The sequence below is a fragment of the Sphaerisporangium sp. B11E5 genome (genome assembly GCF_039871875.1).
Lineage (GTDB): Bacteria > Actinomycetota > Actinomycetes > Streptosporangiales > Streptosporangiaceae > Sphaerisporangium.
Genome location: NZ_JBDPMD010000047.1, coordinates 37,895 through 49,053, shown reverse-complemented (window position 1 = coordinate 49,053; position 11,159 = coordinate 37,895). Strand labels below are relative to the sequence as shown.

10 protein-coding genes are annotated in these 11,159 nt (G+C 71.7%); 6 read left to right on the top strand and 4 right to left on the bottom strand.

What is annotated here, in order from left to right; translation table 11 throughout:
• Nucleotides 1–24: 24 nt before the first annotated feature.
• From ABGB17_RS31205 to ABGB17_RS31195, 3 genes are all read left to right on the top strand, one after another.
• Complete coding sequence (locus ABGB17_RS31205) at nt 25–1,059, top strand: iron chelate uptake ABC transporter family permease subunit (RefSeq protein ID WP_347636240.1); 1,035 nt, start codon at nt 25–27, stop codon at nt 1,057–1,059.
• Nucleotides 1,060–1,061: 2 nt separating this feature from the next.
• Nucleotides 1,062–2,159: an iron chelate uptake ABC transporter family permease subunit gene (locus ABGB17_RS31200; protein WP_347636238.1), complete on the top strand. Its 1,098-nt coding sequence runs from the start codon at nt 1,062–1,064 to the stop codon at nt 2,157–2,159.
• Between the two features lie 393 nt (nt 2,160–2,552).
• Nucleotides 2,553–3,350, top strand: coding sequence for an ABC transporter ATP-binding protein (locus ABGB17_RS31195; RefSeq protein WP_347636262.1), 798 nt, complete (start codon nt 2,553–2,555; stop codon nt 3,348–3,350).
• Nucleotides 3,351–3,413: 63 nt separating this feature from the next.
• On the opposite strand, the gene ABGB17_RS31190 is transcribed toward ABGB17_RS31195, so the two are convergent.
• Nucleotides 3,414–4,361, bottom strand: coding sequence for a methionyl-tRNA formyltransferase (locus ABGB17_RS31190; RefSeq protein WP_347636234.1), 948 nt, complete (start codon nt 4,359–4,361; stop codon nt 3,414–3,416).
• Nucleotides 4,362–4,456: 95 nt separating this feature from the next.
• Here ABGB17_RS31190 and ABGB17_RS31185 point away from each other — a divergent pair, with 95 nt between their 5' ends.
• Entirely contained in the window at nt 4,457–5,809 is a 1,353-nt protein-coding gene (locus tag ABGB17_RS31185) for a SidA/IucD/PvdA family monooxygenase (protein ID WP_347636231.1), read from the top strand.
• Nucleotides 5,810–5,850: 41 nt separating this feature from the next.
• Here ABGB17_RS31185 and ABGB17_RS31180 read toward each other — a convergent pair whose 3' ends face one another.
• The 3 genes from ABGB17_RS31180 to ABGB17_RS31170 all read right to left on the bottom strand — a co-directional run bounded on the left by ABGB17_RS31180 (nt 5,851) and on the right by ABGB17_RS31170 (nt 7,917).
• Entirely contained in the window at nt 5,851–6,231 is a 381-nt protein-coding gene (locus ABGB17_RS31180; protein ID WP_347636229.1) for an ATP-binding protein, read from the bottom strand.
• 271 nt (nt 6,232–6,502) lie between these two features.
• Nucleotides 6,503–7,075, bottom strand: a complete 573-nt coding sequence (locus ABGB17_RS31175) for a DUF305 domain-containing protein (protein WP_347636225.1) — start codon at nt 7,073–7,075, stop codon at nt 6,503–6,505.
• 110 nt (nt 7,076–7,185) lie between these two features.
• On the bottom strand, nt 7,186–7,917 hold the full coding sequence (locus ABGB17_RS31170) for a lytic polysaccharide monooxygenase (RefSeq protein ID WP_347636221.1): 732 nt from the start codon (nt 7,915–7,917) through the stop codon (nt 7,186–7,188).
• Nucleotides 7,918–8,431: 514 nt separating this feature from the next.
• On the opposite strand from ABGB17_RS31170, the gene chvE reads away from it, so the two are divergent.
• Nucleotides 8,432–9,565 (top strand): multiple monosaccharide ABC transporter substrate-binding protein, encoded by a 1,134-nt coding sequence (gene chvE, locus ABGB17_RS31165; RefSeq protein ID WP_347636218.1) that lies wholly within the window; start codon nt 8,432–8,434, stop codon nt 9,563–9,565.
• 63 nt (nt 9,566–9,628) lie between these two features.
• Complete coding sequence (mmsA, locus tag ABGB17_RS31160) at nt 9,629–11,158, top strand: multiple monosaccharide ABC transporter ATP-binding protein (protein ID WP_347636215.1); 1,530 nt, start codon at nt 9,629–9,631, stop codon at nt 11,156–11,158.
• Nucleotide 11,159 lies beyond the last annotated feature (1 nt).

The window sequence follows — 11,159 nt, the reverse complement described above, 5'->3', positions numbered from 1 at the left end:
AATTCGGAACGTGGAGACAGCCCGGTGACCCGGGGCCGGCGGGCGCGCCCCGCCGCCCTGCTGGTCCTGATCGGCGCCGCCCTGCTCGCGCTGTGCCTGTTGTCGATCGCCGTCGGCGCCCGCGCCATCCCGCTCGACCAGGTCGTCCAGGCGCTGACCGGCCACGTGCCCGGGCCCGGCGGCCGGTCCGCCGAGAACGTCGTCTGGACGGTCCGCGTGCCGCGCACCGTCCTCGGCCTCGCCGCCGGGGTCGCGCTCGGGTTGTCCGGCGCGCTCATGCAGGCGCTCACCCGCAACCCGCTCGCCGACCCCGGGGTGCTCGGCGTCACCGCCGGGGCGTCGTTCGCCATCGTGTTGTCCATCGCGCTGCTCGGCGTCGGGTCGTTGTTCGGGTACATCTGGTTCGCCTTCGCGGGGGCCCTGACCGCGAGCGTGCTCGTGTACCTGCTCGGCGGGCTCGGGCGCTCCGGGCTGACGCCGGTGAAGCTGGCGCTCGCCGGGGTCGCGATCACCGCGCTGCTGTCCTCGCTGACCAGCGCCATCGTGCTGACCGACCCCGAGCCGCTCAACCGCTACCGCTTCTGGGCGGCCGGGTCGCTGGCGGCTCAGGACGCCGAGGTGGTGCGACGGATCCTGCCGTTCCTCGCGGTCGGCACGCTGCTCGCGCTGGCCTGCGCGCCCGCGCTGAACAGCCTGGCCCTCGGCGAGGACGTCGCCACCGCGCTCGGCCGCAGGCTCGGGCTGGTGCGCCTGCAGGGCGTCACGGCCATCATGCTGCTCACCGGCGGCGCGGTCGCGGTCATCGGCCCCGTCGTCTTCATCGGCCTGGTCGTGCCGCACGTCGCCCGGGTGCTCGCCGAGCGCGCTGGCATCGGGCCCGACCACCGCTGGCTGCTGCCGCTGTCCGCGCTGCTCGCCCCGATCCTGCTGCTCACCGCCGACATCATCGGCCGGCTCGTCGCCCGCCCGTCCGAGATCCAGGCCGGTGTGCTCATCGCCTTCATCGGCGGCCCGTTCTTCATCGCGATGGTGCGCAGGCGCAAGCTGGCGGAGGTGTGACGATGCCCGATCTGCGGACCAAGAGCACGGCCGCCACGCCGCGACGGCCGGGCACCGGTATCGCCCGGCGGCCGTTCCGCCTGGCCGCGCCGCCCGTGTCCGGCATCCTGCGGCCGCGGCTGATGCTGGTGTGCGGGGGGCTGGCCGCCGTCACGTTCGTGGTGTTCTGCTGGAACGTGGCGGTGGGGGACTACCCGATCACGCTCATCGGTGTGGCGAAGGCGCTGGCCGGTGCCGGCGACCCCGGCACGCTGCTGGTGGTGCGGGAGCTGCGGCTGCCGCGGGCGCTCGTCGGCCTGCTGGCGGGCGTCGCGTTCGGCGTGTCCGGCGCGGTGTTCCAGACCTTGACACGCAACCCCCTGGCCAGCCCCGACATGATCGGCCTCACCCAGGGCGCGGGCACCGCCGTGGTGGCGAGCATCGTGCTCGGCTGGGACGACGGCCTCGGGCCCGAGATCCTCGGCCTGCTCGGCACGCTGGTCACCGCCCTGGTGGTGTACACGCTGGCCTGGCGGGGCGGCACCACCGGCTACCGCATCATCCTGGTCGGCATCGGCGTCTCGTGGATCTGCACCAGCGTCACCGACTACCTGGTGGCCCGGGGCGGCAAGTTCCAGGCCCAGGCCGCCCTCGGCTGGCTCGTCGGCAACCTCAACGGCCGCGACATCGACGAAGCCGTCCCGCTGGCCGTGGCCCTGGCGGTCCTGCTCCCCGTGACCCTGGCCCTGACCCGCCACCTGCGCACCCTCCACCTGGGCGACGACGTGGCCACCGGCCTGGGCACCGCCGTCCAGCCGACCCGGCTGGCCCTGCTGCTGGCCGCCGTGGGCCTGGTCGCCTTCGGAGTGGCCGCCGCCGGCCCCGTGGCGTTCGTCGCCCTGGCCGCCCCCCAGATCGCCCAGCGCCTCGCCGGCACCGCCTGGCCCCCCCTGGTGACCGCCGGCCTCACCGGCGCCCTGGTGGTCCTCGGCGCCGACCTCGCCACCCGGACCCTCATCCCCGGCACCGAGGTCCCCGTAGGAATCGTCACCGGCGTCCTCGGCGCCCCCGTCCTTCTCTGGCTGCTCATCCGCGCCAACCGCGCCGGCTCAGGAGGCTGAACCATGACCACCCCCACCCACACCGAGTCCACGCAGCTTCCGCCTCCCCTCCAGGCCGCGCCCCCGTCGTCCCCCGCACACGACCTGCCCCCGGAGGGTCACATCATGGCCGACGACACCGCCGTCATCCCCGAGAGCCACACCGGCCGAAGCACCGCCACCCCCCAGGACCACACCGGCCACGGCACCGCCGCCCCCCAGGACCGCACCGGCCGAAGCACCGCCGTTCCCCAGGACCGCACAAGCCAGGGCACCGCCGCCCCCCAGGACCGCACCGGCCAGGGCATCGTCCTCCCCGAGGACCGCACCGGCCACGGCACCGCCATCCCGGCAGGGCGCGTCCCCGCCCGCCCCTTCCTCCCCGCCCGCCCGGCGGAGCCGGGTGGGCCTGAGTTGCGGGCGGACGGGTTGCGGCTGGCTTATGACGACCGGGTGGTGGTGCGGGACCTGGATCTCGTGGTGCCGCCGGGGCGGGTGACGGCGATCGTGGGGGCCAACGCCTGCGGGAAGTCGACGTTGCTGCGGGCGCTGGCGCGGTTGCTGGCGCCGCGGGCGGGGGCGGTGCGGCTGGACGGGCGGGCGGTGCACAGCATCCCGACCCGGGAGCTCGCCAAGCGGCTCGGGATCCTGCCGCAGGCTCCCGTCGCGCCCGAGGGGCTGACCGTGGTGGACCTGGTGACACGGGGACGGTCGCCGCATCAGACGTGGTGGCGGCAGTGGTCCAAGGCCGACGAGCAGGCGGTGCACGGGGCCCTGGAGGCCACCGGGCTGACGGACCTGGCGGACCGGCCGGTGGACGAGCTGTCCGGGGGGCAGCGGCAGCGGGCGTGGATCGCGATGGCCGTGGCGCAGGGCACGCCCGTCCTGCTGCTGGACGAGCCGACGACGTACCTGGACCTGGCCCACCAGATCGACGTGCTGGACCTCGTCACCGACCTCAACCGGCGGGAGAACCGCACCATCGTGATGGTGCTGCACGACCTCAACCACGCCTGCCGGTATGCCGACCACGTCATCGCCATGAAGGCGGGACGCATCGTCACCGAGGGGCCGCCCGCCGAGGTCGTCACCGCCGGGACGGTGGAGGACATCTTCGGCCTGCGGTGCCAGGTCACCACCGACCCGGTCAGCGGAACCCCGCTGGTCATCCCGGTCGGCCGCCACCACGACGTCGCGGCCGCCACCGGATAACCGCCGCGGGGGCCGCGAGAACGGCGGCGGGCCGCCGCGAAGGGCGGCCCGCGCGCGGGGCGGTCAGGGGTGCGGTGTCAGGTAGTCGCCCATGGTGCGGAAGTAGTCCGTGGCGGCGTGCTCGGCGCCGTCGTCGGTGCGGACGCGGCGGACCAGCAGCCCGGGGTGCCGGCCGGTGCGGGCGTCGGCGCCCGCGACGACGACCACGCCGTCACCCTCGCGGATGAACACCCGCCCGGGGGTGCCGCCGTAGCGGGCCCGCGACAGGGCCGCTGACACGATGCGGACGCGCTGCCCGCGGTGGTAGGTGAAGGCGTTCGGGTAGGGGTCGCACTGGGCGCGGACGAGGCGTTCCAGGGCCTCGGCGGGCCAGGTCCAGTCGATGCGGCTGTCCTCCACCGACCGCTTGTGGAAGAAGCTCGCCCGGCTGCGGTCCTGCGGCACCCACACCGCGCGGCCGGACGCGATGAGGTCGAGCGACTCGCGCACGATCGGCTCGATGAGGTCCACCGTGCGGTGGAACAGGTCGGCCGCGGTGTCGTCCGGCCCCACCGGCACGGCCCGCTGCAGCACCACGTCCCCCGCGTCCAGCTCGGCGTTCATGCGGTGCGCGGTGACCCCGACTTCCTTCTCTCCGTTGATGAGCGCCCAGATCAGCGGCGAGAAGCCCGCGTAGGCGGGCAGCAGCGAGTCGTGCACGTTGAGCGTGCCGTGCGGCGGCAGGTCGAAGATCTCCGGCGGCAGCCACGTGCGCCAGTTGTTGGCGACGATGATGTCGGGCGCCGCGTCCCGCAGCGCGGCGAGCAGTTCGCCGTCACCGGGCCGCTGCCGCAGCAGCACCGGCAGGTCGTGCTTGGCGGCCAGCTCGGCCACCGAATCGTCCCAGATGCGCTCGTACGCGTGGTCGCTGGCGGGGTGGGTGACGACGAGCACCACCTCGTGGCCGGAGTCCAGCAGGGCCCGCAGTGTGCGGTGACCCCACGTCTGGTAGCCGAACATGGCGACCCGCATGGTGTTTCCTCTCCTCAGGAGGGCGATCTTGGAGACCTTGTCAGGTAAGGCTAACCTTATCTAACATGTGGGCCCGAGAGGGAGGCGATGCCGCGGTGGACACACTGGACAGTGAGCCCGACACCATCTACGACATCCTGGGAGTCGGCTTCGGGCCGTCCAACTTGGCGCTGGCGATTGCGATCGAGGAGCACAACGCCGATGCCCCCGCGGGAGAACGGCTCACGGCCGTCTTCCTGGAACGCCAGCCGGCGTTCGGCTGGCACCGGGGCATGCTCATCGACGACGCGACGATGCAGGTGTCGTTCCTGAAGGACCTGGTCACCATGCGGAACCCGGCGAGCGACTACAGCTTCCTGTGCTACCTGCGCGAACGCGGCCGGCTGGTGGACTTCCTGAACCAGAAGACGCTGTTCCCGCTGCGCGCCGAGTTCCACGACTACTTCGAGTGGGCCGCCGCCCGGGTGCGCCACCTCGCGCGGTACTCCGCCGAGGTGGTCGCCGTCGAGCCGGTGACGGACGAGCACGGCGAGACCCGGTGGTTCGACGTGGTGAGCCGCGACCCGGAGGCCCCGGGCCGCACCACGGTGCGCCGTGCGCGCAACATCTGCGTGGCCGTCGGGCTGGAGCCGCACCTGCCGCCGGGCACCGTGCTGACCGACCGGGTGTGGCACAACAGCGAGCTGGTGCCCCGGGTCGCGGGGCTCAGCGCGTCCGGCGCGAAGGTGCGCCGCGCGCTGGTGCTCGGCGCGGGGCAGAGCGCCGCCGAGGCGGTCGACTACCTGCACCGCACGTTCACCGACGCGGAGGTGTGCGCGGTGTTCGCCAAGTACGGCTACACCCCCGCCGACGACAGCCCGTTCGCCAACCGCATCTTCGACCCCGAGGCGGTGGACCTGTACTTCGCCTCGCCGCCGGAGGTGAAGCGCTCCCTGTACGACTACCACCGCGGCACCAACTACTCGGTGGTGGACATGGACCTCATCGAGGCGCTGTACGCCACCACGTACCGCGAGAAGGTGCACGGCCGCGAGCGCCTGCGCATGCTCAACGTGTCCCGCATCCGCGACGTAAGCTCCGTGGGCGACCACCTGGAGGTGACCGTCGAGTTCCTCCCCACCGGGGAACGCACGGTGCTCACCGCCGACCTGCTCGTGCACGCCACCGGCTACCGCCCGCAGGACATCGGCACCCTGCTCGGCGAGACCGCCAAACTGTGCCTGCGCGACGAGGAGGACGCCGTCCGCGTCGGCCGCGACCACCGCGTGGCACTCCCCCCCGAGGTGAGCGCCGGCCTCTACCTGCAGGGCGGCACCGAGCACACCCACGGCCTGACGTCGACGCTGCTCTCCACCACCGCCGTCCGCGCCGGCGAGATCCGCGACTCACTCCTCACCCACCGCCGCCTCACCCGCCAGTCCCACCCGCAGGTGTTCGCCGCCCGGTGAGGGGCACAGCCGGCCGGGTTCGGTCTCCGGCCGGCTCGCCGTCAGGCCAGCGGGACCGGCTCGGCCGCGAAGTCGACCTCGGCCCAGACCACCTTGCCGGTGGTGAGGCGCTCGTAGCCCCAGCGGGACGCCAGGGCGGCCACCACGACCAGGCCCCAGTGGCTCTCGTCGGAGCGGCCGGGGGCGAACAGCGTGGGCGGGCGGACGTCGCGGTCGGTCACCTCGACCCGGACCGCGGCGCCGCCCCGGGTGCGGATGCGCACCCCGAGCGTGGTGCCCGCGTGGGTCACCGCGTTGGCGACCAGCTCACCGGTGACCAGGCACAGCTCGTCGGGGTCCACGGGGAGCGACCAGGCGAGCACGGCGGACAGCGCCATGTCGCGCGCCTGCTGCGGCGCGGACGGCAACGGCGGAGTGGTCAATGTGAGCGTCTCCGCGCCTCTCCCGCCCGAGCGGCGCGCCTCGCGATCGTTCAGTAGCACTCCGCGCGCCCCCACGTCTCCGGCGGCATCGTCGCCCTGGTATCGGACTTGCATTATGCAACGTTATGCCGTCACGGGGAACCCGCCGATGGGGACCAGTTGGGGGATTCACCGATCCTCCGGTTACCCGGGGACCTGCCGGCAGGGCCGGTCGGGGGATTCACCGATCCTCCGGTCGCCGGCATCCGCCGGCGGGACCGGCCGAGAGGATTCAGCGGCCGTCCAGGTGCCCGAGCATCTGCCGGATCTGCGCGGTGCGGGACAGGTCGATGCGCCGGGCCAGGTCCCTGGCCTCCGGGTTCACCCCGTTCCCCGATTCGTCGCGTGCCATCTCGACGGCGTTGTGCTGGTGGGCGATCAGCAGGGTGAGGAACGCGTGCTCGAAGCGTGCGCCGGAGAGCCCGCCGAGCGCGTCGATGTCCGCCGGGTCGGTGGCGTGCAGCCGGGCGTGCTCGTCGTGCGGGGCGGCGTGCACGGGGCGGTCCCACGCGAGCAGCCACATCGTCATCGAGCGCACCTCGTCGCCCTGGGTGGCGGCGACGGCGGCGCCGAGTGCCCGCAGCTCCGGGCGGGTGGCGCGCTCGGCGGCGAGCCCGGCGATCCGCATGCCCTGACGGTGGTGCGGGATCATCATCCGCAGGAACGCGACGTCCGCGTCGTTGAACGCGGCCCGCGCCGGGGACGGGGCCACCGGCGCGGGACGCGGGCGCGGCGCCCCGGGCGCGACGGTGGCCGTCCCGCACCCCGCCACCAGGACCAGGGCGGCCAGGGCGGCACGTCTCATGCGGGCTCCGCCTCTCGGTCTCGTCGTCTCGGGGGCCGGCGCCCCGGCGGGGCCAGGTCCCGCCGGGGGCGCCGGAGATGGGCGCCGCCCGGCGGCGCCCATGTGAACGGTCAGACGCGCTGCCAGAGGGCCGGGACGTTCGGGGGCTCCCAGCCGGTGAGGGCCGTGTGGGCCTGCAGGCACCGGTAGCGCAGGCCGCCGTAGGTGACCTGGGCGCCGACGGCGTAATAGGTGCCGGCGGCCCAGGTGCCGCCCGGCGAGGTGACGGTGGGCGTGGGGGTCGGCGTCCTGGTCGGCGTCGCGGTCGGGGTGGGCGTCGGGCCGGGGCCGCCTCCGCCGATCTGCAGGTCGACGCAGGCGTAGAACGCGTTGACGGTGTCGGCGATGTTCCAGATCGCGAGCACCTTCTGCCGCCCGCTGAAGCCGGACAGGCTCACGGTGTGCGACACGGTCGACCCGGGCTGGCGTCCCCCGTCGTTGAACACGGCGACCCGGGTGTTGCCGATGTAGTACTCCCAGGTGCTGGTGGCGTGGCGGGCGGTGAGGATCCAGTTGAAGCTGACCGTGGAGCCCACCGAGGTGGCGGGCCAGTTCTTGCTCTCGTCGCTGAGCTGCGCGAACCGGGCGACGCCGCCGTGGCAGTTGCGCTGCCCCTTGGGCCCCTCGACGCTCTGGGGCTCGTAGATGATGTCCCCGCAGTTGGCGACGCGGCCCTGGGCGCACATGGCCTGCCTGCTCGGCGGCGAGGAGATGTAACCGTGGGCGAGGGCGGGGGCGGCGGAGAACACCGTTACCCCCACGGTGAGCAAGGCCGTCGCCACCACCATGATCGTTCTTCGCATACCGTACTCCTTTTGCTGGGGGGATGCCGTGAATATAAAAGAAAGTTTACTAAGAGTAAAGAGCTCCACCGGAACCTCGGCGGACGATCTGTCAAGACCCCGGTGGAATTTCCGCCCGCGGGACGAGCCCCCCACCGGGCCGCGTCCCGCGCGCCGCCGCCGCCTCACAGGCCCCTCGGCCACTCCCGCCCTGCGGAGGCCGGGCACCGGCTGTGCGCGTTCACCCACGCGGCGTCGCGTCGTGAGCGTGAACGATCTCCCAAAAACGCGGAAACGTTCGGCAGGAACGGCCCTACCGGGGCTCCGACCTCGGACGACCAGGTCAGTGGTAGGTTAAGCCACTGTTTCCGAGACGTTATCGGCTGGCGTTGACATGCCAATTGTTAGCGATAACACTTCACAACCAAGGTGCCTAACACGCACGACCGTCGCGATTGGGCGCGGAGGTCCTCCGGCCGTCGATCATGCCTCCGTGCGGGCGCCGCGTGCCATCCCCTTCTCTAGGAGACCAACCATGAGGCTTGGACGGATCGCGACGATGGTGTCCGCCATCGCGCTCGCCGCCACCATGAGCGCCTGCGGATCGAGCCAGAAGACCGGCGGCGGGGGCAGCGACACCGCGTCCGCGGGTGCCGGCGCCCTGGTCGGCGTCACCATGCCGACCAAGTCGTCCGAACGCTGGATCCACGACGGGGACAACGTCAAGTCCCAGTTGGAGAAGCTCGGCTACAAGGTCGACCTGCAGTACGCGGAGAACGACATCCCCACCCAGGTCAACCAGATCGAGAACCAGATCACCAAGGGTGCCAAGCTGCTCATCATCGCGTCGATCGACGGCACCGCGATCACCACGCAGCTCCAGCAGGCCGCGGACAACAAGATCCCGGTCATCGCCTACGACCGGCTCATCCGCAACAGCCCGAACGTCGACTACTACACGACGTTCGACAACTTCAAGGTCGGTGTGCAGCAGGCCACCTCCCTGCTCGTCGGCCTGAAGGTCAAGAACGCCGACGGGTCCGACGGCAGCGAGAAGGGCCCGTTCAACGTCGAGCTGTTCGCCGGGTCCCCCGACGACAACAACGCGACCTTCTTCTTCAACGGCGCCATGTCCGTGCTCAAGCCGTACATCGACAGCGGCGTGCTGAAGGTGAAGAGCGGCCAGACCGACTTCAAGACGGTCGCCATCCTGCGCTGGGACCCCGCCACCGCGCAGAAGCGCATGGAGGACATCCTCACCAAGACCTACACCGGCGGCGACAAGGTGGACGGCGTGCTGTCGCCGTACGACGGCCTGTCCATCGGCATCCTGTCGGCGCTGAAGAGCAACGGCTACGGCACCTCCGGCCAGCCGTACCCGATCGTGACCGGCCAGGACGCCGAGCTGGCGTCGGTGAAGTCGATCATCGCGGGTGAGCAGTACTCCACCATCTTCAAGGACACCCGCGACCTCGCCGAGGTGACGGTCAAGATGGCCGACACCGTGCTGAAGGGCGGCAAGCCCGAGGTCAACAACACCACCGACTACGACAACGGCAACAAGGTCGTCCCGTCCTACCTGCTCGAGCCGCTGATCGTCGACAACAGCAACTACCAGAAGGCCCTGGTCGACACCGGCTACTACACCGCGGCGCAGCTCGGCGGCTGACCAACCGCCTGAGGGTCCCGGGGGCGCGCTCCGCCCCCGGGACCAGCGTGAGGGGACGTGAGAATGACCGACGACATCCTGCGCATGCGGGGCATCACCAAGACCTTCCCTGGGGTCATGGCGCTCAAGGACGTGAGCCTGTCGGTGCGCCGCGGTGAGATCCACGCCATCTGCGGCGAGAACGGCGCCGGCAAGTCGACGCTGATGAAGGTGCTGTCCGGGGTGTACCCGCACGGCACCTACGAGGGCGAGATCGAGTACGACGGCGAGGTCAGCCGTTTCTCCGGCATCCGCGACAGCGAGCACGCGGGCATCGTCATCATCCACCAGGAGCTCGCGCTGTGCCCGCAGTTGTCCGTCGCCGAGAACATCTTCCTCGGCAACGAGCGGGCCACCCGCGGCTTCATCGACTGGAACCGCACCAACCGCGACGCGGCCGCGCTGATGGCCCGGGTGGGCCTGCGCGAGAGCCCGACCACGAACATCGCCGACCTCGGCGTCGGCAAGCAGCAGCTCGTCGAGATCGCCAAGGCGCTGTCGAAGGAAGTACGGCTCCTCATCCTGGACGAGCCCACCGCCGCGCTCAACGACGACGACTCGGCGCACCTGCTGGACCTGCTGCGCGGGCTGCGCGACCAGGGCATCACCTGCGTGATCATCTCGCACAAGCTCAACGAGATCATCGCCATCGCCGACTCGATCACCGTGCTGCGCGACGGCCGCACCATCGAGACCCTGCGTACCGCCTCCGGCGACGTCACCGAGGACCGCATCATCTCCGGCATGGTCGGCCGCGACCTGGAGAACCGCTTCCCCCCGCACGAGCCGCACATCGGCGAGGAGGTCCTGCGCATCGAGGACTGGACGGTGTACAGCCCCGCCCAGCCCGGCCGCAAGGTGGTCTCCGGGGCCGGGCTCACGCTGCGCCGCGGCGAGATCGTCGGCCTGGCCGGGCTCATGGGTGCCGGGCGCACCGAGCTCGCGATGAGCGTGTTCGGCCGGGCGTACGGCGTGAACATCTCCGGGCGCATCTTCAAGGACGGCCGCCAGATCGAGCTGCGGAGCGTCAGGGACGCCATCAAGCACGGCATCGCGTACGCCACCGAGGACCGCAAGCGGTACGGTCTCAACCTCATCGAGGACATCAAGCGCAACGTCTCCGCCGCGGGCCTGCCCCGCCTCGGGCGGCGCGGCTGGGTGAACGAGAACGAGGAGTACCGGGTCGCCGAGGAGTACCGCAAGAGCATGAACATCAAGGCGCCGAGTGTGGCGAGCGTGGTGGGGCAGCTCAGCGGCGGCAACCAGCAGAAGGTCGTGTTGTCCAAGTGGATCTACACCGACCCCGACGTGCTGATCCTCGACGAGCCGACCCGCGGCATCGACGTCGGCGCCAAGTACGAGATCTACACGATCATCAACCGCCTGGCCGACCAGGGCAAGGCGGTGCTGGTGATCTCCTCCGAGCTTCCCGAGCTGCTCGGCCTGTGCGACCGCATCTACACGCTGTCGCAGGGCCGGGTGACCGGTGAGGTCCCCCGCGCGGAGGCCACCCAGGAACGGCTCATGCACTACATGACAATGGGACAGGAGTAAT